This window comes from Chryseobacterium sp. TQ-BC-N36 (genome assembly GCF_058382295.1).
The window spans coordinates 4159055-4181942 of record NZ_CM178175.1 but is presented as its reverse complement, the minus strand read 5'-3'; the positions used below and the strand labels follow the sequence as shown (position 1 = coordinate 4181942).

The 22888-nt window shown below is 36.5% G+C and carries 22 protein-coding genes; 3 read left to right on the top strand and 19 right to left on the bottom strand.

Annotation, left to right across the window (positions count from 1 at the left end):
* Positions 1-79 precede the first annotated feature (79 nt).
* Positions 80-940 (top strand): alpha/beta hydrolase fold domain-containing protein, encoded by an 861-nt coding sequence (locus AC3FI7_RS18830; protein WP_491460680.1) that lies wholly within the window; start codon positions 80-82, stop codon positions 938-940.
* A 49-nt stretch (positions 941-989) separates the two neighbouring features.
* Here AC3FI7_RS18830 and AC3FI7_RS18825 read toward each other — a convergent pair whose 3' ends face one another.
* The 11 genes from AC3FI7_RS18825 to AC3FI7_RS18775 all read right to left on the bottom strand — a co-directional run bounded on the left by AC3FI7_RS18825 (position 990) and on the right by AC3FI7_RS18775 (position 11548).
* Positions 990-2744: a discoidin domain-containing protein gene (locus AC3FI7_RS18825; RefSeq protein WP_343660103.1), complete on the bottom strand. Its 1755-nt coding sequence runs from the start codon at positions 2742-2744 to the stop codon at positions 990-992.
* Positions 2745-2772: 28 nt separating this feature from the next.
* Positions 2773-3798 (bottom strand): hypothetical protein, encoded by a 1026-nt coding sequence (locus AC3FI7_RS18820; protein ID WP_142725359.1) that lies wholly within the window; start codon positions 3796-3798, stop codon positions 2773-2775.
* Positions 3799-3807: 9 nt separating this feature from the next.
* Positions 3808-5334: an NAD(P)/FAD-dependent oxidoreductase gene (locus AC3FI7_RS18815; RefSeq protein WP_491460679.1), complete on the bottom strand. Its 1527-nt coding sequence runs from the start codon at positions 5332-5334 to the stop codon at positions 3808-3810.
* 37 nt (positions 5335-5371) lie between these two features.
* A complete protein-coding gene (locus tag AC3FI7_RS18810; protein ID WP_343660107.1) occupies positions 5372-6886 on the bottom strand; it encodes a polyamine aminopropyltransferase in 1515 nt (504 codons plus the stop codon).
* Positions 6879-7094, bottom strand: a complete 216-nt coding sequence (locus AC3FI7_RS18805; protein WP_142725356.1) for a DUF350 domain-containing protein — start codon at positions 7092-7094, stop codon at positions 6879-6881. Before AC3FI7_RS18805 ends, AC3FI7_RS18810 begins: the two co-directional genes overlap by 8 nt.
* Positions 7095-7106: 12 nt before the next feature.
* On the bottom strand, positions 7107-7301 hold the full coding sequence (locus tag AC3FI7_RS18800; RefSeq protein ID WP_131438699.1) for a hypothetical protein: 195 nt from the start codon (positions 7299-7301) through the stop codon (positions 7107-7109).
* Positions 7291-8757 (bottom strand): DUF4178 domain-containing protein, encoded by a 1467-nt coding sequence (locus AC3FI7_RS18795; protein WP_491460678.1) that lies wholly within the window; start codon positions 8755-8757, stop codon positions 7291-7293. Before AC3FI7_RS18795 ends, AC3FI7_RS18800 begins: the two co-directional genes overlap by 11 nt.
* Positions 8758-8759: 2 nt before the next feature.
* Entirely contained in the window at positions 8760-9119 is a 360-nt protein-coding gene (locus AC3FI7_RS18790) for an S-adenosylmethionine decarboxylase family protein (protein ID WP_343660111.1), read from the bottom strand.
* 21 nt (positions 9120-9140) lie between these two features.
* The gene (gene ctlX / locus AC3FI7_RS18785; RefSeq protein ID WP_491460677.1) at positions 9141-10064 is read right to left on the bottom strand and encodes a citrulline utilization hydrolase CtlX; all 924 of its coding nucleotides are present in this window, start codon (positions 10062-10064) and stop codon (positions 9141-9143) included.
* 55 nt (positions 10065-10119) lie between these two features.
* Positions 10120-10527, bottom strand: coding sequence for a four helix bundle protein (locus tag AC3FI7_RS18780; RefSeq protein WP_172617104.1), 408 nt, complete (start codon positions 10525-10527; stop codon positions 10120-10122).
* Between the two features lie 106 nt (positions 10528-10633).
* A complete protein-coding gene (locus AC3FI7_RS18775) occupies positions 10634-11548 on the bottom strand; it encodes a dimethylarginine dimethylaminohydrolase family protein (RefSeq protein WP_142725351.1) in 915 nt (304 codons plus the stop codon).
* Between the two features lie 291 nt (positions 11549-11839).
* Here AC3FI7_RS18775 and AC3FI7_RS18770 point away from each other — a divergent pair, with 291 nt between their 5' ends.
* Positions 11840-12004 carry a hypothetical protein gene (locus AC3FI7_RS18770; protein WP_172617099.1) on the top strand — a complete coding sequence of 55 codons (165 nt, stop codon included), beginning with the start codon at positions 11840-11842 and terminating at the stop codon, positions 12002-12004.
* 35 nt (positions 12005-12039) lie between these two features.
* Here the strand turns inward: AC3FI7_RS18770 and AC3FI7_RS18765 are convergent, their stop codons facing one another.
* The 3 genes from AC3FI7_RS18765 to AC3FI7_RS18755 all read right to left on the bottom strand — a co-directional run bounded on the left by AC3FI7_RS18765 (position 12040) and on the right by AC3FI7_RS18755 (position 15890).
* A complete protein-coding gene (locus tag AC3FI7_RS18765; protein WP_491460676.1) occupies positions 12040-14214 on the bottom strand; it encodes a TonB-dependent receptor domain-containing protein in 2175 nt (724 codons plus the stop codon).
* An 80-nt stretch (positions 14215-14294) separates the two neighbouring features.
* Positions 14295-15356: a helix-turn-helix domain-containing protein gene (locus AC3FI7_RS18760; RefSeq protein WP_343660115.1), complete on the bottom strand. Its 1062-nt coding sequence runs from the start codon at positions 15354-15356 to the stop codon at positions 14295-14297.
* A 156-nt stretch (positions 15357-15512) separates the two neighbouring features.
* The gene (locus tag AC3FI7_RS18755; protein ID WP_142725348.1) at positions 15513-15890 is read right to left on the bottom strand and encodes a winged helix-turn-helix transcriptional regulator; all 378 of its coding nucleotides are present in this window, start codon (positions 15888-15890) and stop codon (positions 15513-15515) included.
* A gap of 76 nt (positions 15891-15966) precedes the next feature.
* Between AC3FI7_RS18755 and AC3FI7_RS18750 the strand changes: the two genes are divergently transcribed.
* Complete coding sequence (locus AC3FI7_RS18750) at positions 15967-16785, top strand: alpha/beta hydrolase (RefSeq protein ID WP_491460675.1); 819 nt, start codon at positions 15967-15969, stop codon at positions 16783-16785.
* Between the two features lie 46 nt (positions 16786-16831).
* Here the strand turns inward: AC3FI7_RS18750 and AC3FI7_RS18745 are convergent, their stop codons facing one another.
* The 5 genes from AC3FI7_RS18745 to AC3FI7_RS18725 form a co-directional block, all read right to left on the bottom strand.
* Positions 16832-18118, bottom strand: a complete 1287-nt coding sequence (locus AC3FI7_RS18745; RefSeq protein ID WP_002983296.1) for a citrate synthase — start codon at positions 18116-18118, stop codon at positions 16832-16834.
* Between the two features lie 84 nt (positions 18119-18202).
* Positions 18203-19495 carry a phosphopyruvate hydratase gene (gene eno / locus AC3FI7_RS18740; RefSeq protein WP_142725346.1) on the bottom strand — a complete coding sequence of 431 codons (1293 nt, stop codon included), beginning with the start codon at positions 19493-19495 and terminating at the stop codon, positions 18203-18205.
* 281 nt (positions 19496-19776) lie between these two features.
* Positions 19777-20565, bottom strand: a complete 789-nt coding sequence (locus AC3FI7_RS18735) for a sensor histidine kinase (protein WP_491460674.1) — start codon at positions 20563-20565, stop codon at positions 19777-19779.
* Between the two features lie 847 nt (positions 20566-21412).
* Complete coding sequence (locus AC3FI7_RS18730) at positions 21413-22216, bottom strand: hypothetical protein (protein ID WP_491460673.1); 804 nt, start codon at positions 22214-22216, stop codon at positions 21413-21415.
* A 6-nt stretch (positions 22217-22222) separates the two neighbouring features.
* Positions 22223-22855, bottom strand: coding sequence for a response regulator (locus tag AC3FI7_RS18725; RefSeq protein WP_142725342.1), 633 nt, complete (start codon positions 22853-22855; stop codon positions 22223-22225).
* Positions 22856-22888: the final 33 nt, after the last annotated feature.

Sequence of the window (22888 nt, the reverse complement as noted above, 5' to 3'; positions counted from 1 at the left end):
AGATTATCTTTCTTCATATTCAATTATTCTTACGGTATCCGCTGATTCTTTTCAGCGGATTTTTTTATATTTAATCACTATGAAAAAAAATATAAGGATTATTGTACTTTTCCCTACCCTGCTCTTTTTATGGATAAGCTGTGCAGAAAAAAAGGTCAAACTGGGTAAAGATATCGGCTTTGATAAGGAGGAAAATATCCATTATGGAAACAGCTCTGGGCAGGTTATGGATCTCTATATTCCCGATACAAAAACGAGTAAAGAAAAGGATGTTTTTATTATGATTCATGGTGGAGGCTGGCGCAGCGGAAATAAATCACAGCTGACATTCTTTACTCTATCCATGATGAAGAGATTTCCTGATCATGTTTTCGTTAACATGAATTACAGACTGGCTTCTGAAACAAACTACGGACTGCCTAATCAGATGAATGACATCAAAGCAGTTACAGCCTTTTTAAAGAAGAAACTCAGATACAACCCCAAGCTCATCATATTAGGAAATAGTGCCGGAGCCCATTTATCGATGCTGTATGCCTACAAGTTTGATGCAGATAAAAAAGTAAAAGCTGTAATTAATATTGTTGGCCCGGCAGACCTCTCTGATCCGGGTTTCAAAAATTATCAGGAGTATTCTTTTGTGGAAAGCAGACTTGTGGATCCTGAAACAATTAAAACCGGAATATCAAAGATCGATTTTGCCAGCCCTGTGAAATGGATAAAAAGTGATTCCCCTCCTACTTTGTCTTACTATGGAAGTTCGGATCGTGTAGTTCCTTCTACACAGGAAAAAAGACTGGATTCAGCCTTGATAGCCAATCATATCATCCATGAATCTTATCAATTCAATGGAGGACATCTGGATTGGGATAAACATCCAAATAATCTATTTCTTATTGATAAAATTAAAACCTTCATTAAAGAAATTGACAAAAAATAACACGTTCTGATTCTTCAAAACGTGTCATTCTTTTATAATTTAATTGTATTTATTCAGATTTTGCAACGGCTGTTCTTTCTGAAACTCCATTGGCATTGAAAGCTTCAATCTGGAAATAGTAGGCGTCCGTTCTGTCTGCTCCTGTAAAGAAATATTCATTTTTCCCGTATACCATAATGCTTCCGTACAATTTATCAGGAGATTTTCCAAAATAGATTACATAGCCGTCTGCATCAGGATTCTGCTGCCATTTCATCCAGATACTCCTTCTTTCACCATATTTCTTAGGGTCAGCTCTTAAAGGCACAAATCCCTCAACCTTTGAAGGCTGTTTCCCTGCTCCTTTTCCAAACACTCTGAAACCGCTTAATGCAAATTTTCCGGTAGGCATTTTCAGATTTTCCATTTTAAGGAAACGGGCTTTTGCCGGATTTTCCAACTCAACATAGTCGTGAGGAACATCTTTAGTGTTTTTGCTTTTATCCACAATCACATTCCATTTCTTACCATCATTAGAACCGTAGATTTTATACTGATGCATTTTTCCAAGGGTTTTCCCCATGAACTCAGCATCCTGATCCGCGTAATTGATCTGAATGGCATTGATCGTAGAAACTTCACCAAGATCTGTCTGGAACCATTCCCCGGCATTTCCTGTTTTAGCACTCCAATACGTTTTGATATCCTCATCTACCGCATAGTTAGGCTGATATCCACCTAAAGTAGATGAAACCTGAACCGGTTTATTGTAATTCAGCAGCATCCATCCGACAAAAAGGCCTTTCGTAAAATCTTTGCCTTGTGCATACTGCGGAAGGTATGTAGGATAATCACCATACGCCGTATTACAGTACATCACATCATCTTTATCGAAACCTGCCGGCCAGATTCCCAGTCTTCTTTCAAAATTATTTTTAGTAGAAATAAAAATTGTGGAAACATGCCACCAGTTCTTGTAATTGTCTTCAAACGTTGCTCCGTGCCCTGCTCCTCTTGCAAAACCACCCGGTTTATAAGAGAACGGATTATGCTGCTGATATTCGAAGCCTTCCAAAGGATTTTTACTCACATATACTCCATCGGAATACCCACTGAATTCTGTTGCCGGAGCGCCATACTGCATATAATATTTCCCGTTATGCTTCGTCATCCATGCTCCTTCTACAAAAGGCTGAAGAAAAACATTATCATTGTATTCCCCAAACCTTTCCCAACCATGATCTTCAGGTTTTAGCTTAATAATAGGTTTTACGAAACCTTCGGACTGAAGGTCTTTCACTTTTACTTCTGTTCCCAGCAACGGCCATTCGTTGCTTGAGCCCCAGTACAAGTACAGTTTATTCTTGTCTTCATCATAATGGAATGCCGGATCCCATGCTCCTACTTTTAAAGTATCCACTGCAATTTTCCAGTCATCTTTGGTTGGGTTGGTACTTTTCCAGATCGGAAAATCCTGTTCCCAGGTTGAGCCATACACATATAAAGTATCTTTCATGGCCCAAACTGCCGGAGCATTAAGATCGTGGATATATTTGTTGTCTCTGAGAAATTTCCTTTTTACAAACTTCCAGTCCAGCATATCATCACTGTACCAGTACCCTTCCTGGTTGGTAGAGAAAAGGAAAAGTTTATTTTTAAAATTGACAATTACCGGATCCGCTGTAGCACGGTGCTTTCCCTGTTTTGAAAAAACTTCGAAGGGTGTATAACCATAATCAATATTGATAGGATTACAGAATGTTTTCTGCTGAGCCCCTGCAATCATTCCAAGAAAGATTGCTAATGACAGAAAATATTGTCTCATTTTCAGATTTTAAACGTTCCGGACAAAGTTAATTAACTTTTTTCGGTTTTCTCCAAATAAAGCCATCCAGAAGATAATGAGTAAGCTGCGGAACAACCAATAAAGGAACCAGAAACTGAAAGAGATTTTCTGAGACCATCATATTCAGGGAAAAGTGCTCATTCCAGATAAGCGTTTCCCACAAAAATTCTTCGAGAAAGGCAAACGATAAAATGACTCCAACAAATAGGAATATTCCTGAAAAGGATTTAAAAATCTGCATCCGGTTCAGCTGCTGATTTTCTTTTTGCTTTATTTCCCGGATATAAATCAATGCTATATAGGGAATCCCGTGAGAAACTACATTCAGAAAAGTAAACAGAAGATCATTGTTGAAGTAAATAATTCCAAAATACCAGGAAAGAAAAGTTCCGGCGATCAACACTGTTTTAGGAATATTAATCCGTTTGGATTTAAAAGCTTCAAAAGCAGTTTTAAAAAGCCAAATGATCAGGATTGCAAAGTAGATTGCAGTAAGTAAAGGAATGTAATCCGGAAGATTCTGAAGCCAGTCAAACTCATTGTTTACAAACCATGTAAAGGCTCGGGGTGTTTTAAACCAATACAACATCGGATAAACAGTCGCGGAGTAAACAGCAATCTCATCTATTTTTTTACTCCAGTTGTTCGGTTCAAAACGGGCATAGATCCTCATAAAGCCGTACTGCTGCCTTATAAAATGAAAAACGGCAATCAATGCCAGTACTGACCAGAAGATCAGACTACCCAACTGGAACAGGATCATTCCCAAGATCAAGCTCAAAACAGGAATTCCCAGATACAGCAGCTTATTTCTCTGTACCTCTCCTTTTACAAAATAGGTTTTAAACAGAGTGGAATAAACGTGGGCAACATCAACAAAAACAATCAGGAAAAGCCATGTGTAAAAGGAATAATGATTTTCCAGTGTCTGAATCTGTTTCTGAAAAAGAAAGATAATCAGCAGCACCAGAAAAGGTGGTGATAAAATAAACCACCAGTCTGTTTTTGCATTATGTATCCACGGCTGTTTCATAGTATTATTTTACATCATTTGTTCTGCAGTCCGGAGCCCCTGATAGAAAGCTTCTTCAAAAATAGAGATTCCTGAAAGATCGGAATGGGCAAAGAAAATTTTACTTTCTATCGGTTCTTTTGCTTTTCTGGTTTCTTCTCCAAAAATCTGGTTAGGAACAGGAGCGATCATCGCATGCCCTATTTTATGAAACTGCATTTCCAGAATGAAATCTTCTATCAGCGGATGTGCTTTCTTCAGATCATCCAAAACTAAATCTTTCAGTTCAGATTCCTTCATGCCATAGAGCTTTTTCCTTGCTTTTCTACAGTCTGAAGTTGAAAAACTTTTATAATGAGTAATCACCTTTTCACCGATAATCTGGTTGAGATTCTGATGCTGATCAAAAATATACCCCAATCCTGAAGAACCGTAGATCACATTATCCCAGGCCAGCTCTTCATCTCCTCCGAATTCATTTTTCAGCGTAATGGTGGTTAAAAGCCAGGGCACATAATGAAAGGAAGATGCTTTTTTATGATTAAAAATTCTCTCATTCACAAACTGCGGTGTGGCAAACAGTACTTTATCGGCAATGATCTTCTTGGTTTTCTTTTGGGTATTATCAAAACTTAATACCTCAACTTTATCATTGATTTTTACATCAAAAACCAGATTTCCCGGCATATGTTTTCCCTCGGTGAATTTTGAAAGATGTTTTGCCAGTCTTGCATTTCCTTCCGGCCATGTGAATACCTGATCTTTATATATTGTGCTCCAGTTATTCTTTCTTCCGGCAAAATAATGTATTCCTGCCCATGCAGAAACGTAGTCTATTCCTAATCCGAAATCATCTCTGCAGGAATAATCCAGAAGCCATAGAAGCTCTTCAGACCGGTAGTTGTTTTCTGCCAGCCAATCTTTAAAAATTACTTTTTCAAGCTTTAAAACCTCATCTTCTCTGCTGGAATCATGTACGGGAATAGCAAACCAATATTTTCCCTCCGCATCCTTCTTTACACGGAACTCATCCATCAGCTTAAAAAAGCGGGTAAGCTCCTGCTGAGTTTGTGCTGAAATTCCTCTTTGGGGAACAATATCGTTCTGCCAGGAATTTTTATAAAATAATCTTTCCTGCTGTGGAAATGTCATTTGGTATTCATCAAGAACAGGTTCTCCGTTTTCTTCTGCTCCCAGGCAGATTTTACATTCTTTCAGGAAGTTGATGATTTCTGTATTTTCTTTGTTCGGTAACGGTAAATAATGGGCGCCCAAAGGAAATTTTGAAAATGAGTTCTCTCCATTGGAGGAATTGCCGCCAAGATGATTTTCCATTTCCAGAAGAAGATAATCACTTTCATGATGCTGGCTGAAGGATCTACACGCCGAAAGACCAGAGATTCCGCCCCCGACAATAAGATATTTAGTGTGGATAACTTCTGAAAACGGTGGAAAATCTTTTGCCCAAAGCTTATGTCCTAGGACATGATTCGTTCCGGTGACCTTCAGCAGCAAAGCTTTAACTTTCTTTCCGCAATACTGCAAAAAGGGAAGCATAAGACTACCTAAAAATATAGTTGTGAGAAAATCTTTTCTACTGTACTTTCCCCCACTCTTCATCGAAATATCGGACTAATATCTGGTTATCCAGACGGTTAACTTCTACGTCTTTCACCTTCATATCTTTATTGAAATAAGACATCTGTGAAAAGTTGTAATCATAATATTTTAAGCCAGGCAGCTTTCTGTAGATCCTGTTGTTGACGGGCTCAAATGAAGCCATAGAAAATCCCCATTCCCCAAAAGACGGAACGTAAGTGTGATATGCTGCTGTAAAAGGAAAAATCTGATGGATTGTTTTTTCGATACACCAGAAAGATTTCGGAGCAAAATATGGAGAGGTGGTCTGAACTACAATCTTGGTATCAAGAGTTGTCAATCTCTCCAGTTCTTTATAAAACTGTAAGGAATAAAGTTTTCCGAGGCTGTAATTGGACGGATCCGGAAAGTCTATGATAATGACATCAAACTTCTTTTTGTTCTCTTTTACCCAGATGTAAGCATCTTTATTGATCACTTCCACTTTAGGATTGGAGAAAGAACTTTGATTCAGTCTGCGCATGGTTTCATTGGTTTTGAAAAACTGGGTCATCTCTCCGTCAAGATCTACAAGTGTTACTTTTTTAACATCTTTATATTTTAATACTTCTCTTGCTGCAAAACCATCACCGCCTCCAAGAATCAGGACATTATCTATATTTTTTGCCATCGACATTGCAGGATGTACCAAAGCCTCATGATAACGGTATTCGTCTGTGGATGAAAACTGCAGGTTGTTATTTAAATATAAACGGAATTCATGAGTGTTTCTAGTTAAAACAATTCTCTGATAAGGAGAGCTTTTGGTATACACTACATTTTCACCATATAATTTTTCTTCTGAATAGGATAAAATAGTATCTGAGAAAATGAAAAGTCCTAAAAGAAATGCAAATGCTGCAAGAGATTTTACTTTGAGCGATAGCGGTTTTGATAATTCCTTTGTAAGATAATAGCACAGGAATATCGCAATGGAAATATTAATCAATCCAAAAAACAAAGGGGTTTTGACAATTCCCAGCTTCGGAATCAAAACCAATGGAAACAGAATAGATGCCAGTAATGCTCCGATATAATCGAATGCAAAGACATTTGAAACTAAATCTTTAAACTGCACCCTGTCTTTTAAAATATTCATCAGAAGCGGGATTTCCACCCCGACGAGACATCCCGTGAAAAAGACGAAAAGGTATAAAACACTTTCAAAATGGGCGAGCGTATTAAACAGAATGAACAACACAACAGAGCTGATTCCCCCCACGATTCCTACCAGGATTTCGATCTCAATGAATTTATCAATAAGATTTCCTTTGATGAATTTCGCAAGGTAAGACCCCACTCCCATTGAGAACAGGTATACTCCGATAATGAAGGAAAACTGCTTTACAGAGTCTCCTAAAAGATAGCTTGCCAGCGCTCCGGCCACCAGCTCATAAATCAGTCCACATGTAGCAATGACGAATACTGAAAACAATAAAAGCAGCTCAAGAGGAATCCTCTTCTTATCCATGTATTGCCGCGCTTATAATCATTGAAATTCCGATAATAAATGCCCCGAAGACAATAGCAATTGCTATATTTTTATTCTGGGCGATCTCATGCCATGTTTTTTCAGGAGTCAGTTTTTCAATAATGAAATAACATGCAAGCAAAATAGCGATTCCTAAAAATGAATAAAGAACCGAGTTTAGTATGGGTAAGAAATTGATGTTGTCCATAGTTTTATATTTTTATTTGTGATAATATCTGTAGAATCCTACTCTGGAATGGCTTCTTGTGGTTCCGTCGCGGTATGTTTCTGTCTTGGCGCAGTCGCAGACCTGATTTCCCTGGTATGTAAGGTATACAAACCAGGTGAGGCAGAATCCTCCGATCAGACAGAGTATCCAGTTTTTTCTTATGTAATTGACTATATTAGTTATCATCATTTGCAGGATAAGGTGAGTTTGAACTATTCTTCCATTTATTTACATTGAAGTAATGTTTTCCTATCCACATTGCCACAAACACAGCAATCATTATGAATAAAATAATCCCGAAGTTCCAGAATGAAACGGGAAGCCATGTAGCTTTGAGCTGTACATAAGTATTGCTTGAAATGGGGTCTGTGGTGAGTTTAAGTGCTTCAGAATTAATCAGGGAATCCAGCTTTTGAGTTCCGAACGATGCTTTGGCAAGTCTGATCACTTCCGAGGTATCTTTTTCCAGCGTCTGCCCGTCTGTAAAAGTTTTGGTCTGCACCTTGAATATGTCAGTAACCTCAATTGTTCCTGATTTATCCCGTGATATCATAACCTTTGAATCAGGCGATGTAAGGCCTGAAAATGACGGCAAGCCTCCTTCTTTTTCAGCTGAAATAATGAAATGATATTTTCCGGAGCCTACCCCACACAGGTTAAAATCTTCAGACTGGCTTCCTTCCGTCCAGCTTTCCCCGTCTTCGTACCCATGATACTGTTCAATATCTTTGGAGGTATAGATAATTTCGTTGGTATTCTCGTTCACAAGGCTTAGCTGAACATTCGCCCAGGAATTATCAACACCTGAAAAAGCATTCACTTTTAATGGGGCCGAACCTCCGGAAAGGGTAAAGCTTTTGCTGACCAATTCTTTATCTTTTACATCTGCAAAATTGATGGTCTCTGCAAAAACGGTTTCGTTGGTTCTTGAAGTGTAAACATACATTTGAAGCAAACAAATCATTAATGCCGCCACGCAAAAGATGTTTACAGCCTGTCTGATATCGAAATAATAAGGCTGAACGATCCCTATTCCTGTATAATACGGCAGGTTAGTTATTTTAAAAGCTTTCTTTACTTCATATTTTGAAATGTGGACTCCATAGAAATACTGGCTTTTCCTGCTGGTCTTCTCCTGAGAGATCATACGGGTTCCGTTGACATATTCTTTGTAGGTAGCAATACTGAAATCCAGATGCTCATCAAAAAAACCAGCTGCGGCTTCAATACTGCATTGAGAGTTTTCGTACCATCGATAGGTTCGCCCGAGATAGGTTGGGAATGCTGAATCTTTACTTTTAAAATCATCAGCATCTATAGGAATCAGGAAAACCCAATGCCCGTCACTTTCACTCAGGAAAGCATCATTTCCTTTACTGTCTTTTAAATAATATTCGCGCCAGAAAATACTGGAACCATATTTCCTGACGATAATGGCAGCAACAGTATATTCTACCTCTCCGATTCTTCCTTTTTGTCCAACATCTAAAACAACATTTTCCGTAGGGACTTTCAGATGTTTAATTTTTTTGTTTCCGGCAACATCAATGAGATAAGAACAGGTACCGCAAACATATTCTTCAACAGGAAAGGTGAGATCTAATTTATTTTCTGATTCGCATGCTGGGCAGACATAGTACATTTTTATCTGTAAATTTTGTGTTTTTGAATGGTATTAGCTTTAAAATACTGAACCACCTCATCTGCAATCTGCTCTACTTTCTGGGTATTGTCCTGAGTATAATTACAAAGGAATACATCAAAGGTAAGCTGTTTAAATTCCGGCCACGTGTGGATACAAAGATGTGACTCTTTCAGAATGACTGCGGAAGTAAAACTCTCATTTTCAAAAATATGATTGGTTACTCCTACAATTTCTACATCTTTAGTTTTCAGAATATCTTCTGTAAACGTCAGAAAACCTTTGCTGTCTAATAACAAATCTTCTGACTCTGTTTCCAAAGTCAGAAGAATATGTAAACCTTTACCTGATAATGGGTTCAATTAATTTTTTTGGTAAATATATTATTTTTTTGGAAGAAAAACCTCAGCAAGCATACATCTTGCGCTTCCTCCACCATTTACTTCAATGGTATTCAGGTCTGAATAGATAATTTCGCAGTATTTTTCAATAGCTGCTACTTGTTCTGGAGTGAGAGACTGGTAAGCGGTCTGGCTCATCACCAAAAATTTCTCACCCTCTTTGTTCTGAACCTGAAGCATATTTCCTGCAAACTGCTGCATCTGCTCTTCAGAAATTTCGATGATTTCTTTCCCTGAGCCTTTAATGGTTTCCATTACTTTTTCTCTTTCAAGCTCATCATCGATACAGTCAAGACAGATTACGACAAATTTATCGGCTACACACATCATTACATTGGTGTGGTAGATAGGTAGCCTTTCCGTTCCTACCGTCTGAAATGAGTGGAAAACTACCGGAGTGAATCCGTATTTGGTACAGAATTCTCTAAACAGTTTTTCATCCAGTCTCAGAGAAACAGAGCCATACGCAATTTTATTATCATGATCGAAGATCATGCTTCCTGTTCCTTCCAGAAAATGTCCCTGAGTTTCAGAAAATGACCAGTCATCAATTTCAGCTACTTCAAATCCCTGAGCTTCGATGGTTTCAATAATATCTTCCCTTCTTTCCACTCTTCTGTTGGAAGCGAACATCGGATATAAAACCACCTTTCCATCTTTATGGAAACTTACCCAGTTATTGGGAAAAATAGAATCAGGAGTATGCGGGTCCGGAGTATCTTTTATGGTAATCACATTGATTCCTTTCCCTCTCAGCTTTCCGACAAAAGTATTAAACTCAGCCAAAGCTTTTGACTGGATATCAGAACCTGTCTGTTCTACCTGGAAATAATTGTTTTTCGCTGTTTCTGCGTTGTAACCGAATGCAATCGGTTCTATCATTAATACGGTATCTGTTGTTTGCATTTTTATTAAGTTTGAGAGTGTTAGTGTATTAGAGTTTGAGTGCCTGAACAGCATTTTACAAATTATTCTCTTCTTTATTCATTGAAGAAAATGAACACCATTTTTCTGACTGGCTCATCATATTAACTAACATTCCTATTATTTGGTTGTATTTGTTGTGCAAATTATTGTATTGCTCGTCATTCATATAATTGCAGGCAAAGGCAAACTGAAGCCATGTTTGGGTTTCTCTTGCTTCTCCTTCCGAATCTGTAAGCTTAGCGATGAAGGATTTTTCATATTTTCTTTTTCCCCAGGCCTCGCTAATATTTGCTGTTACAGATCTTGATGATCTTCTTATCTGATCTGTAAGGGAGTAAAGTTCTTCTTTTGGAAATGATTTTGAGAGTTCATAAATCAGCTGTGCTGTTTCAAATGATTGTTGAAAAACTTTTAAATCCTGATGAAATTTAATTGTCGACATACCCAAATATTTTTTTAAAATTAAAAAAATATTCAAACCCACCAACACTCTAACTCTCAGACTCTAAAATACCGTCACTCTCAAACACTAAAACTATCCCACTCAATTACTCTCTCACAAGCGGCATTGTAGAACATCTCAACAATCCACCCATTTTGGAGATTTCTCTGTAAGGGATTTCTTCTACTGTCATTCCCCATTCATTTCTCAGGTGGTTATTCATTCTTGTGAATGCTTTGTCTGAAACCACTACATCAGGAGAAATGGAGAAAATATTCGGGAACATTTCAAACATTTCTTCATCATTGATATGGAAACAGTTTTCTTCTCCGAAAATATCAATGATCAAACGGTAGTCACTTTCGTCTACAAATCCGTTTTTATAAATGATGCATTTGTCTTCTCCTACCGGATTAAATGTACAATCCAAATGCAGAATGCCTTCAAAAGGAACCTTATCGTTTTTCTTCAGTTCCAGATCAATGATTCTTTTCTTTGGAAAATATTCTTTTAAAATTTCAATGGCATACTCATTCGTTCTTGCCGTTTTATAGTTTCTGTAATCTTCGCTGAAGCAGGTTCCGATGAAAATAAAATCATTCCATACAATCACATCTCCTCCTTCGATATGTGCAGTTTCCGGAAGATTGATGATCTTTCTCCATGCTACTTTCTCAAAAACGCTCTTGTAGGCCTCCTGTTCATCTGCTCTGTCTGCGATCACATTGGAAATGATCATCTTATCATCTATTACAAAAGCTACATCTCTTGAAAAAACCTGGTTATAGTCTTTGATGATACTGGGACGCAATACTTCAACGTCATACTTTTTTAAAACCGCTTCAAAAGCGTTCATTTCATTGATAATATCCTCTTCTTTAGGATAAATGTTGTGTTCGATTGAGTAATATGACTTTGCGTCATAACTTTCCTCTAGTGTGGGAACCGGTCCCAATGAATTAGGCTGACCTAGAACTACTGATTTCAGCCTGCCCGTTTCGTTTTTAATGTTTAGTCTCATAAAGATTTATGCAATACTACAAATATAAGTAAAGGTCTCTACCTGTAAAACTTTTGGATTATTTTATGCATTAAATTTGATTGTCAAAACCAACGCTCTTCAACAAAATTTCCTTGTATGTTCAGCCAACTGTAGTGAATAGCTCCAAAAACATCTGCAACTTACTATTTTCCATCTGCATAAGAACAAAAAAACAGATAATCATATTATTTAATTTCCTATATTAGTGATATAATTTTCGCGAAATTATATACAATAAAAACTTAACTATTAACACCAAAAATCAAAGTCATGAACAAGAACAATCCGGTGCTGAAAAACGCACAAAAATTAGGAAGAGACCAACAAAAATCTGTAATGGGAGGCGCTCCAATCTCAACAGTCAAAAGATGCTGTGAATGGGATGACACAGGAAAATGTTATATCTGGACATGCGACAGATGCCAATGCCCATAATAAAATTAAAAGCCGGTTTTTTTAAGCCGGCTTTGTTATCTGGTTCTGTTTTCTTCTTCCGTCTTCTGGGTCTCTTTGACCTGATATTTTGAACTTCCTATGTTATAACTGAGTGAAAATACCAGCCTGCTGCTGTCCCACCAATGGGTAAAACGGTTATCCATAATCTGCTTATGCCTGAATTCCAGTCTCTGATCGTAAGAATCGAAGAGATTATTAAACCCGATTTTTGTGTTCAGTTTATTATCAAACCATGTCTTTTGCACTGATACATCTACAGTATACCGTGGTTTAATACTATAAAGACTGTTTCCTGTTTTAGATTCATAAGCACCAAATACATTTACAGTAAATCCTTTCGGAAGCGAAAATACCTGGTTGATCCTCACTTCGTAATTATAAATGTTCAATGCAAAAACCTCATCCAGATAGGGCCTGAATTCATAATTGTAATACCCTGCAATCTGGCTGGTCATATTCCACCATTTTGTTATCCTGACCGGAAAACTGGTTTCCAGCGTAGCAAAATTCCGATACGGAAGATTCGTTCCTAAGTATTCCAGTACATTTGTTTCCGGATTGTAAAGAGGATACCGTGTCATAACATCTTTTTCTTTCCCGATAGTAAAACTTGTCACCCAGTTTTTATAACGATAGGTCGCTTTAATCTGACTGGTAAAGGAAGGCAACAGATAGGGATTACCTATCCAATAGTTTAACGGGCTGAAATAAAACCTGAAGGGATTAAGCTGTGAAAAAACAGGTCTTGTTATTCTTCTGCTGTAAGACAGAGAAAGTTCACTGGATGTATTAAAAGTATAGCTGGCACTCAAAGATGGCAGCCACTTCAGATAGTTTCTGGAAACCACAGAGTCCGCAGTAAACGCATTTGAAATACTGTTTGTATTTTCAAATCTTAACCCTGCATTGATCTGAAAGCCTCCTATTTTCTGTCTGTATGCGAGATAACCTGCCCAAATCTTTTCTTTGTATGAAAATACATTACTCCTCGAAGGATCAAAGACGAACTGATTTCCTGCAGATAATGTATCATACCTGATATTGTTTTGAGTGTCTGAATTGCTGTATTTTACTCCTGCTTCAAGATCTGTATTACCCATTTTCTGTGAAACATCGATCTGAGCAGTATAGATATTTATTTTATTAATCAAGTCAGATTTCCAATACGAGAGAAGATTTTCTGTATCCCTATCTTTATTGATGAAATCATCATTTTGTTTATTTTTAACTGAAAGATAATTTCCTAAGAAACTAAGCTTAAATCCCTTATTTTGGAAAGAATAATCGGCTGTCACTCCATAGTTGTCCTGAGAATAATCTGTAGGGTTTTCACTGACAGTATTCAATACCGGTTGGGTTTCAGTTTTGTCAGTGGTATAAAGTGATCCGTTGCGTATTCTGTCATTATTCCGAAAATTACCTCTCATATTGAGGCCAAACCGATTCTTATCATTCAGTCTGAAGTCTGCCCCTGCCAGGACATTGTAAACTTCTCCAAACTCTTCCTGGTAGGTTTGGGTACGCATGATATTGGTATTAGCCAATCGCTGCAAGGCGTGATAACGGTAGGTTGAAACTCCTTCATTATAGCCTGCCTGCAAATTGTATGTCACTTTACCTGTATGATGAGAGATATTGAGTGCATTTTCCCGATAGTTGAATTTATTAATGTATATATTGCCATTATAACTTGCTTTCCAGCCAAGGCTGACATTCTTTTTCAGTTTAATATCAATAATTCCTTTAAATTCCGCATCGTATTTAGAAGACGGATTGGTATTCACCTCAACCGATTCAACCATTTCAGGGGACAAAGACCGCAAATAGGCCTGCAGCTCCTGATTGCTCATAACAACAGGCTTCCCATCAATAAAAACGGCGGGCGTAACCCTGCCTCCAATAAGGATTCCATCTTCCTGGTCCACGGTCACGCCAGGTGTTTTTCTCAAAACATCCAGAAGATGGGCAGAGGTTTTAAAATCTTTGTTTCCTGCAACAGAAAGTACAAGATTGCCATTACTCAGTTTCGTTTTTCGGGCAGCTGACTGAATAATGACTTCTGAAATATTTGTTGTTGAAGATTTTACCTCAGAAAGAGAATCCGGAATTTTTACTTTAACAGCTTCCTGCGCTTTTCCAAAAATTGACAAAAAGAGCAGAAGCAGCAGAAGCCATAATTTGATGATCATAGATTTTAAATTTTATGAAATCAAAAGTATGGGCCTGGAGTAAAAAAGCGGTTTTGAAATTAAAATTCCGCAGTACTGAATTATAAATTTGAACTCTGAAACCTAGTGTCAGTAAAGGTTTGCGACTGTTTATACAAAAGAGGGGTTGTATTTTTAATTTTCTTGAATGTAGAAAAGAAAGTCGATTTGGAATTAAATCCCACTTCATATCCTATCTCTTCAATTTTCAGATAAGAGCCGCTTTCTATCATTTCGCAGGCTTCATTGATTCTGTATTCATTGATGTAGATAGAAAAACTTTTACCCAGATTATCATTCAGCAGTTGCGAAAGCTGATGGGCAGAAATATTCATTCTGGATGCCAGATCATTCAACTTAAGGTTGGGGTTTTTATAGAGTTCTTCTGTATGCATCAAACGCTCTAATCTGGACGAAAAGCTATCGGCCTGTTCTTCGGAGATCTTTTTATTGGAGTATCTTCCGGCTTCTTTCACCGGAAGCTGCTGATATTTTTTATTGAAGAAAATCAAAAAGTTAGCATACAGCACAAATGAAAATACCAGGCTTCCTCCTGCACAGTACATCTTTACCCAGCCTGTTGAAATCAGCTGATATGTCAGGAAAATGATCACATTGCTGATCAGTACTGGAAGAACAAATTTGTTCGGGCTCTTGTGATTTTGTTTTGAAAAGTTATAGTACTGATAAACTGTAAGGAATACAAATATAGACCAAACGGTATAAATAAATGTTCCAAAATAATGTTCCCATGTAACAGGGAAAAGCAGATATAATAAACCGACAGCTCCTAAAATTAGTGTGAGCATTCCAAACCATTTCTGGCAGCTTTTCCAATCAAACTGCTCTTGAAGGAAGGAGGATCTCACATAATAATACAGTGCCGGTCCGGTAAAAAATAAGGCTGACAGCCCCAAATGCGGAATAATTCTTGGTAAATCAGGATAAAAATAGATGCATACAGCAATTCCTACTCTGGTGCTCAGCATCAACAAAAGAAGTCCAAGGAAAAAATCCGGGAGATATTTCAGTTTCCTTACAAACAGCAGATAAATGCCCAGCAGAAGTCCATTGAATGCTCCTACTGCACTGAAGAAAAATAACATCTGTTGTCCGAAAGTCATGATAATACAGTTATTTATTTTATACAATGGGAACAGCAGTAAAACAGCTTCTTATAATACCTGATTATTCAATCATCCGGCTTTGAGCTCCCAATAATTTCATAAAGGTAAAATTAATAAATTATTGAATTCAATTTCAACAACATATATATTTTTCTAAGAAATATTACAGATCAATATCTCTTTTCCATCTGCATATTCTTTGCCCCATTCACATAAGTTTTTCAGAATCGGGATAAGGTCCTCCCCTTTATTTGTAAGTACATACTCAATTCCGGCAGGAATAGTATCGGGAATTTCTTTTTTAATAATAATTTTATGGATTTCCAATTCCTTCAGCTGCCTCCCCAGAACCTGTTCAGAAATATTGGTCAGTTCTTTCTTTAAAAGATGAAACCTGTTATTTCCCTCTGATATCGAATAAATAATTTGTGACTTCCAACGTCCACTGATGACACTTACCGCGGAATTCAGTTCACAAATACCGAACAAAAACTGTTCGTTTGCCGCATTGGTTGAAGTTTCTTTTCTCATAATTATCACTCACAATTTTGTTCGTTATTGTAATCCACAGACAGCTTGCGGAAATTTACATTAAAATTACAAAATTATGAGTACAAAAAACATCCTGTTGATTATTGGTCTTGTGATGAGCCTGCAACTGATCAAAGCACAGGAAAAATGGATTTTAAAATCCGAATTTATGTCAAAACCGGATACGGTATTTATTTTCAAACCTAAAACCTATAACGAGAAAGGAAAATATCCCTTAGTATATTTATTACACGGTTATAGTGAAAATTATCGTCAATGGCCACAAACAACCGATCTTCAGAGGTTATCTGATCAATACAAAATGATCATTGTCTGCCCGGATGGATTTACAACATGGTATATAAACAGTCCTTATGATAAAGGGGCAAGAGCAGAAGATTTCTTTTTTAAGGAGCTGGTTCCCAAGATTCATAAAAACTTCAATATTGACAAAAAAAATATTTTCATCAGCGGGTTGAGTATGGGAGGTTATGGTGCTATCCGATATTTTCTGCTTCATCAGGATTATTTCAATACCGCAGGAAGCACAAGTGGAGCTTTTTCTCTGGATCCTGACATTATGAGGAACGCGAGTCTGCAGTTCTTTAAAACAGAAAGGATTACTTATGATCTGAACAAAATATTAGGTTCACCGAAAGAATGGAAGCAGTATAATATTTCAACATTACTAAAAACCTATAATAAAGGGAATCCTTTTTTAATAGATTGCGGTTCGGAAGATATCCTTTATCCTTCCACCATTGAAATAAAGGATATTGCTGATAGCCTGAAAATTCCCATTACATTTATTTCTCAGCCGGGGAATCATAATACAGAATATTGGAAAAACTCCATTGAACATCACTTTATTTTTTTCAGACAACATGTTAAATAAAAAATCCCAAAGCAAGCTTTGGGATTTTTTATGGTATAAGCAAATATTATCTGCTTGCGATGTCGATATAGTTTCTTTGCTGAGCGCCTTGGTAAACCTGTCTTGGTCTTCCGATCGGATCTCCTTTCAGTCTCATTTCTTTCCATTGAGAAATCCATCCCGGAAGTCTTCCTAGTGCAAACATTACAGTAAACATTTCTGTAGGAATTCCTAATGCTCTGTAGATAATACCTGAATAGAAATCTACGTTTGGATATAGTTTTCTTTCTACGAAGTACTCATCTTCAAGTGCAACTCTTTCTAACTGCATAGCTATGTCAAGCGCTTTATCCTGGATACCTAATGCTTTAAGGATATCGTCAGCAGCTTTCTTGATGATTTTCGCTCTTGGATCGAAGTTTTTGTATACTCTGTGTCCGAATCCCATTAGACGGAAGTTATCGTTCTTATCTTTAGCTTTAGCAACATATTTAGATACGTCACCACCATCTTTCTCGATAAGCTCAAGCATTTCGATTACAGCCTGGTTAGCACCACCGTGAAGTGGTCCCCAAAGTGCGGATACCCCTGCAGAGATAGAAGCAAAAAGGCCTGTGTGAGCAGAACCTACCATTCTTACAGTAGAAGTAGAACAGTTTTGTTCGTGGTCTGCGTGAAGGATTAATAATTTATCTAAAGCATTTACTACTACCGGATCGATTTCGAAATCAGCGTTTGGTAATCTGAATGCCATTTTGTAGAAGTTTTCTACATAGTTCAGGTTGTTATCTCCGTGGTTTAATGGCAAACCTTGAGTCTTTCTGTAAGTCCATGCACAAAGGTGAGAGAACTTAGCGATCATAAGCTCAGCAGCATGATCCATTTCTTCTTTAGAGTTTACGTTAACAGCTTTCGGGTTGAAAGCAGTCAAAGCAGAAGTTAAAGAAGATAAAACTCCCATAGGGTGAGCAGAACGAGGGAAAACATCGATGATTTTTTTCATCTCGTCTGCAATAAAGTTATATTTTTTAATGTTGTTCTCGAAAGAAGTATACTGATCCTGAGTAGGCAATTCTCCATGTAATAAAAGATACATTACTTCTGTGAAGTTAGATTTTTCAGCAATCTGTTCGATTGGATAACCTCTGTAGAATAATTCTCCTTTATCTCCGTCTAAGTAAGTGATGTCGCTAATGGTAGCCCCTGTATTTTTGTAACCTAAATCCAGAGTGATCAAACCTGTCTGGTCTCTTAATTTTGAAATATCAATCCCTCTGTCTCCGATAGTACTATCCACGATTGGATATTCATATGAATTACCTGCGTAATTCAATATTACTTTGTTGTCTGACATTATTTATTTATTTTTTTTAAATATACTACTTTCCATAAAATACGGCAAACAAAAATTATCGCTTGCCGTTATTTATAAATTCGATTATCTTTTGATTTTAAATGCCTCTAAACCTGGGAAAATTGCAGTTTCACCAAGAGCTTCTTCAATTCTTAATAGCTGGTTGTATTTTGCCATTCTGTCTGATCTGGAAGCCGAACCTGTTTTGATCTGTCCGCAGTTCATTGCAACCGCCAAATCAGCAATGGTAGAGTCCTCAGTTTCTCCTGATCTGTGAGACATCACTGAAGTGAATTTGTTGTTCTGAGCCATTTGTACAGCAGCCATTGTTTCAGAAAGAGAACCGATCTGGTTTACTTTTACAAGGATTGAGTTAGCAATACCTTCTTTTACTCCTCTTGACAATCTGTCTACATTGGTTACGAATAAATCGTCACCTACCAGCTGTACTCTGTCACCGATTTTATCTGTTAACAGTTTCCAACCTTCCCAGTCATCTTCCTGCATTCCGTCTTCGATAGAAATAATCGGGTATTTGGCAGCCAGTTCAGCAAGATAAGAAACCTGCTCTTCTCTTGATCTGTGAGCTCCTTTATCTCCTTCAAATTTTCTGTAGTCGTAAGTTCCGTCTTTATAGAATTCTGAAGCAGCACAGTCTAATGCCAGCATGATGTCATCACCAGGCTTATACCCTGCTTTTTCAATCGCCTGAAGTAATGTATCCAAAGCATCTTCAGTTCCATTGAAGGTAGGAGCAAAACCTCCTTCATCTCCTACTGCTGTAGAAAGGCCTCTTCCTTTAAGAATTGATTTCAGGTTATGGAAAATTTCAGTTCCTTTTCTTAATGCGTGAGAGAAAGAATCTGCTTTTACCGGCATGATCATGAATTCCTGGAATGCGATAGGAGCATCTGAGTGAGATCCTCCGTTGATTACATTCATCATTGGAACAGGGAGTGTGTTGGCATTTACCCCCCCTACATATTTATAAAGAGGCATTCCCAATTCTGCAGCTGCAGCCCTTGCCACTGCCAAAGAAACCCCAAGAATAGCATTAGCACCAAGATTTCCTTTGTTTGGCGTTCCATCAAGATCAATCATGATCTGATCAATATAATTTTGTTCGAAAACCGGCTGTCCAACCAGATTCTCTGCAATTACTTCTTTTACATTTTCAACAGCTTTCAGAACTCCTTTTCCCTGATATTCTGAACCACCATCACGTAATTCCACCGCTTCGTGTTCTCCTGTAGATGCTCCTGAAGGAACTGCTGCACGGCCCATGGCCCCGCTTTCTGTAAATACATCTACTTCAATGGTAGGGTTACCTCTGGAATCTAAAATCTGTCTTGCTTCTATGTAAGAAATTGCACTCATTTTTTAATTTTTTTAGTTTAGACAAATTTAATCAAAATTTAACTTTCAGGGGTATTTCAAGCTATTTTTTTGAGATAATTCCAAGTTAAATTTTAGTTAATTTATATTATGATAATCCTGCAATTTATTTGTGGAAGATCCGGGATTTAAAATAAGAAAATCATAACCAGAAAACTCACTCTTGAAAGTGAGTTTTTATCCTGTAAAAATTTCATGGCTGTTAATTCTGTATGCCAAATTTCTTCCTTAAAAACGTATGGGTCAATTACACAAAAGGAGTATTATAATATTACTTTGAAAATGAGACAGGTTCCAGTACCTTCCGATATAATTTTGCACTCACCAGACAATTCACCCATTCTTCTTTTCATATTCCTGAGTCCATTTCCTTTTGGCTGGTCTTCAGGAACGCCAATTCCATTATCCGAAATCTTCATAGAAAATATATTCTTTTCCTGAAGAAATGAAAGTTTCAGAGTGCTGGCATGACTGTGCTTGTATACGTTATTGACTGCTTCTTTCAGGCATAGAAAAAGATTCCGTCTCAATTCTGTAGAAATCGGGGTGCCACTCATGATATCTTCACTTTCTGAATGCACCACTATTGTTGTTTTCTTTAAAAAATTTCCGGTGTAAAGAATAGCGTAATCGATAAAGCTTCCCAGGGTATCATTTCCGGAATTCAGGCTCCAGAGCATTTCCCGCATAGAGATATTCATTTCTTCAGAAGTTTTCAGAAGTTCATCAATATCGTTCTGCAAATCTTTATCTTCTGCTTTCTGTTTCAGAAATTCTGCCTGAAGTTTCAATGCGGAAATTCCTGCGCCGAGATCATCATGCATGTCATGGGAAATACGTTCTCTTTCTTTTTCTATAGATTTTTGTTTTTCTAATTCTTTTTGTAAAAGTTGGTTTTGGTGTTCTGCTTCTTTTAACTGCTTTTCTTTTATAAATAAAAGCTGTTTTTTATTATACATCAATACAATAAAAATGATAAAACCTACAAAAAGAACCATTATTATTATAGAAATAATATAAGTTAATTTAATATCAGTAGAAAGATTATTCATAAATTTTAATACCACAATTAACATCTGGCTGATACAATCAATTTCTATCAAACTACTCCTCTATTTCAAGGAAATTGTTAGATTTTATATTTATAACATATGTAAATTGCTGAAAATAAAAGCCTTTATTGAAGTTATACTACTGGACTAAATCAGTTTCTAGAAATGTTTTTCTTGGATCTGTAATTAATTCAACCTCAATGTATTATTTCTTCAATCTACTGATATTTTCATTGCTTCCGTTTTGTTTTGGTATAATCCAAAATTAATCAATTATTTTTTGCAGAATAACCCTATAAAAAAAATAATATAAGAAAATATTGTGGCACCTTGATAAAAATAATTAACTGAAACTAAAAAATTAATATCATCGTTAGCAAAAAAATGTGAAGGAATGACTCTCATTATAAAAACTGTACTCCACAATAACAAACCTAAGCAAAACCAAAATCGTTGCTTATCATAAATAGAGGTTTCATCAGGGTTTTTAATCTGTTGTGTAAACCATTCCAAACTTAGAAACACATAAATAAAACATTGCATTACCGGCAACAAATTTTCCCTGCCAATAATATTCCTTATCATAATGCAGCTGATCATGATAAATAGTAAAATATAGATATTATATTTTGATTTAATGAACTCCTTAAAGTAAAATAGAAAAAAAATGATGTAAAAAACTTTAGTGTACATATAAATTCTTGCATCAAATATTTTATAATACACTAAAATCTCAGATGAAAAAATAACAAAAAAATACAAGTACAAGTTTCTTTGTCTTGCCTCTCTGTTTAAAAAAGAGAATACAAGACAAAGAAAGATTAGTATAAGATATAACTTATGCATATTAACAGCCTGGAGGCTTCAGACAAAAATCATCATAGAAAACAGTTGGATAAGCTTTAAGTGCTTTTGTCTGGCTTATTTCTACTAATGTCATTATTAAAGTAAAATGATGCATTTTACTCTGATTTTTACTATTAACACTATTAACGTCAGTTACAGTCGCTGGTAAAAAAACCAATGTATGTTTTTCTGGATCATAATTAACGAAATCCTTATAGGGTATTATTATTTCTGTAGTATTACCATAACTACTATTACCTGTATGTTCAGACCCTACTAACTTCATTTTAGTATTGTTCATTTCATTATAAATACCACTTTTAAAATTCTCATCCATTTTTATAAATTCTTCTTCAGTAACTAATTTAATGGCAGGAGTATTAGTTATATAATATTTCTTATTATTTGCATCTACAAAAAGAATATCAAGACCATTATTTCTTGTTGTTAATAGCAGATGAAGTTCGCCACTATTTACCCTCTTTTTTAATTCTGCTCCAATATCCTTAGTTATTACAAAAGAAAATGGAAACTTAAGCCCACCAGTCATTTGAGGCTTATATGTATCTGAATATTTTTTGTAATATTTATCTGCACTAGAATCTTGGATCTGTCCTAGTATAAGGTACATTGTATTATAATCAAACTTCTTAATTATTATACTATCACCTTTTGGATCTAGTGGTACTTTGTTATAGCTTTGACTGGTTGGAATTGATGTAACCTTCTCTTTAATTACGTTACTACAACTATTAAAGCAAAGCAGTATAATAAATGGAATAAATAATAATCTAAATGTTTTCATAATATCTTAGTTTTTTGATTGGTTAAATTTATTAATAGCCTCCACCTTATTGTTTACGTGAAGTTTTCTGTAGATATTCCCGACATGTTTTTTGACGGTATCGATGCTGATGAATTTTTTGTCTGCAATTTCTTTGTATAGGAGTCCCTGTGATAGAAGTTCAAGGACCTCTTTTTCCCTTTCGGTCAGTTCATCAAAGCCTTTGATTTCCGGAAGTTTTTTTTCGAAATGCTGAAGTACTCTTCGGGCAATGGAAAAACTCATAGGAGCCCCTCCGTTATACACATCACGGATTGATGACAGAATTTTATCCATACTTTCCCCTTTAACAAGATAACCCATAGCTCCGGCTTTCAGGGAATTAAAGACCTTTTCATCATCATCAAAGCTGGTACACATGATAAATTGGGTTTGGGGCATATCATTTCGCAGTTTTTCTATGATTTCGATACCCAGCATATCCTGGAGCTGGATATCCATCATCACTACGTCCGGAGAAATATCTGGCAGATTTTTCATAGCATCATTGCCATCAAAAAACTGAGCGATCACCTTCATATCTTTCTGATAATTGATGATCTTCTTCAACGCATTGTTGTAGTTTTTCTCATCTTCTACTATGGCTATGGAAATGCTCATGTCAATGTTTGTTTGAAACAAATTTCAACAGAA